General features: G+C 65.7%; 2 protein-coding genes. Both read left to right on the top strand.

Annotated elements, in window-relative coordinates; translation table 11 throughout:
* Window positions 1–2,084 (top strand): glycoside hydrolase family 2 TIM barrel-domain containing protein (locus JS536_RS11675; RefSeq protein ID WP_214357062.1); only part of this gene is annotated, 2,084 nt, incomplete at its 5' end.
* 69 nt (window positions 2,085–2,153) lie between these two features.
* On the top strand, window positions 2,154–2,992 hold an 839-nt coding region (locus tag JS536_RS11670), incomplete at its 3' end, for a glycoside hydrolase family 3 N-terminal domain-containing protein (RefSeq protein WP_276310855.1).

Below are 2,992 nucleotides of genomic sequence, written 5' to 3'. Positions count from 1 at the left end.
CCGTGGACATCACCGATCTACTCGTCTACGGGGATGGTCCGGAAGGCGACAACGAGATCACCGTGACCGCGGACAACTCCGCCACCCCGAACACCCGCTGGTACTCGGGTGGCGGCATCATCCGCCCGGTAAGACTCAGGGTGGCCGGACCGGTGCACGTCGCCGCCCACGGGGTGCGCGTGACCACCATCTCATACGAGCCGGCCGTCATCGACGTGCATACGGATATCGTCGGGGCGTTCGGAAATGAGCCGGACGAATCGGCCTTCGCCGTCACCGTCGATATCGTGCGTGACGGCCGTACCGTGGCCCACGGCGAGGGTCGGGACGCACGCATCACCATCGGGGACGCGGCCCTGTGGAGCGTGGACGAGCCGAACCTGTACGAGGCCCGCGTGACGCTCACCGACGCCACCGGCAACGTGCTTGACAAGGCCCATGAGACCTTCGGCATCCGCATGATCGAACACAATCCGCACGGCCTGTTCATCAACGGCCGAAGCGTCAAGCTACGCGGCGGCTGCGTGCACCATGACAACGGCGTGCTCGGCGCCCGCGCCTACGAGACCGCCGAACTGCGCCGCGTGCGCATCATCAAGGAGAACGGCTACAACGCCATCCGCTGCGCCCACAACCCGGCCTCCGAAGCCCTGCTCCGGGCCTGCGACCGCCTGGGCATGTTCGTGATCGACGAGATGTGGGACATGTGGTACGAGCGCAAGAACAAGAACGACTACGCGCTGGACTTCGAATCCAACTGGAAGGACGACGCCGCGGCGACGACCGCGCGCGACTTCAACCACTCCAGCGTGATCATGTACTCCATCGGCAACGAGAACCTCGAACCGTACGACAAACGCGGACTCGACCTCGAGCAGCGGATCGTGGACGAGTTCCACCGTCTCGATCCCACCCGGCCGGTCACGATGGGCCTGAACCTCACGCTCCTCTATGGCGCGTCCAAAGGCAAGGGCCTGTACCGGGAGGACCCGGGCGGCAAGCAGAAGGCCGGCGGCAGCATGCTGTTCAACATGCTTATGGCCATCGGCGGCGCGCTCGTACAGAAGGCCGCCGGTTTCGGGGCGGTCGACCGCGTGGTCTCCCCGGCGTGCGACAAGCTCGACATCGCCGGATACAACTACGCCTCCGACCGGTACCGCAAGGACGCTCAGGTCCATCCGGACCGCCTGATCTACGGCAGCGAGACCATGCCGTTCCAGCTGGCGGCCAACTGGCGCAAGGTCACGTCCATGGACCACGTGATCGGCGACTTCATGTGGTCCGCCTGGGATTACATCGGCGAGGCCGGCCTGGGCTCCTGGACCACACGCCCCGAAGGGCTGGGCTTCAACAAGGCCTATCCCTGGCTCCTCGCCGAGGCCGGCGCCATCGACATCCTCGGTGTTCCCGGGGCCGAAGCGGCCCATGCCGCGATCATCTGGGGCGCACGTAAAGCCATATACCTCGGCGTGCGTCCGCCGGTCGGCCCCGGCCAAAAACTGGGCAAGGGCATGTGGCGCGGCACCAACGCCATCGACAGCTGGAGCTGGAAGGGGCGCGACGGCTGGAAGACCACCATCGAGGTGATGGCGCCAGCCCCGGCAGCCAGCGCCGAGGTGCTCATCAACGGCAAGTCGATCGGGCGAAAAAAACTCAAGGACATGCGTGCGCTGTTCCCGGCCACCTACCAACCCGGCCGCGTGACCGCCGTGACGTTCGCCGCCGACGGTTCCCAGATCGGCAGTACCAGCCTGTCCTCGGCGAAAAATGATGTCGGGCCCACGCTTCACGCCGAACCAGCCGAACCGGGCGCGCACGACGGGCTGGTCTACGTGGACCTCGCCCTGCGGGACGCGGAAGGCGTCATCGAATCCGGTGACGACCGATCCATAACGCTTGCCGTCGAAGGCGGGGAACTGCTCGGCTTCGGCAGCGCGGACCCATGCACCACCGACCGGTTCACCAGCGGGACCTACACCACCTACCAGGGGCGTGCACTCGCCGTCATACGCCGCGCCGACCCCGCGACGCCGCTGCGACTGACCGCCAATGACGGCCAGGATACTACTGAACTGACGCTCTGAACGGCCCCGATTCCCCTATAGACGCACGATCCGAAATCCAACCATCAACCCAAAGAAGGGACAACCACCATGAACATCGAAGCGACGCTCAAGAGCCTGAGCCTCGAAGAGAAGGCTCGCCTGTGCTCGGGCAAGTCGTTCTCCAACACCAACGACCTCGACGGCAGACTGCCGTCCATCGAACTCGTGGACGGGCCGCACGGCCTGCGCAAGCAGGGCGGCGACCAGGACATGCTCGGCGTATTCGGCTCCCATCCGGCCACCTGCTTCCCGTCCGGCGCCACCACCGCCAACAGCTGGGATCCCGAGCTCATGCGCGAGATCGGCACGGCGCTCGGCGAGGAGTGCCGGGACCAGGGGGTCAGCGTGATTCTCGGCCCCGCCGTCAACATGAAGCGCAGCCCGCTGTGCGGCCGCAACTTCGAATACATCTCCGAGGACCCGTATCTGGCCGGACGTATGGCCGCGGGCCATATCAACGGCGTGCAGTCCCAAGGCGTGGGCACCTGCATCAAGCATTTCGCCGTGAACAACCAGGAGACCAACCGCTTCACCGTGAACGAGGACCTCAGCGAACGCGCCCTGCGCGAGATCTACCTGCCGGCCTTCGAGACCGCCGTGCGCGAGGCCAGGCCGTGGTCCATCATGGGATCCTACAACAAGATCAACGGCACGCCGGCCTGCCAGAACAAGCACCTGCTGGACGACATCCTGCGCAAGGACTGGGGTTACGAGGGTGTCACCGTGACCGATTGGGGTGCCATCTGGGATCGTGTGGAAGGCATCAAGGCCGGCCTCGACCTGCAGATGCCGTACTGCGGCGAGGACTACATCAACGCCGTGGTCAAGGCCGTCAAGGACGGTACGCTGGATGAGGCCCGCCTCGACGAATGCGCCCGTCGCGTGCT

The organism is Bifidobacterium sp. SO4, assembly GCF_018555355.1.
Classification (GTDB): Bacteria; Actinomycetota; Actinomycetes; order Actinomycetales; family Bifidobacteriaceae; genus Bifidobacterium; species Bifidobacterium miconisargentati.
Note: the sequence above shows the minus strand (reverse complement) of the source record. Positions and strands in the feature narration are given on the sequence as shown.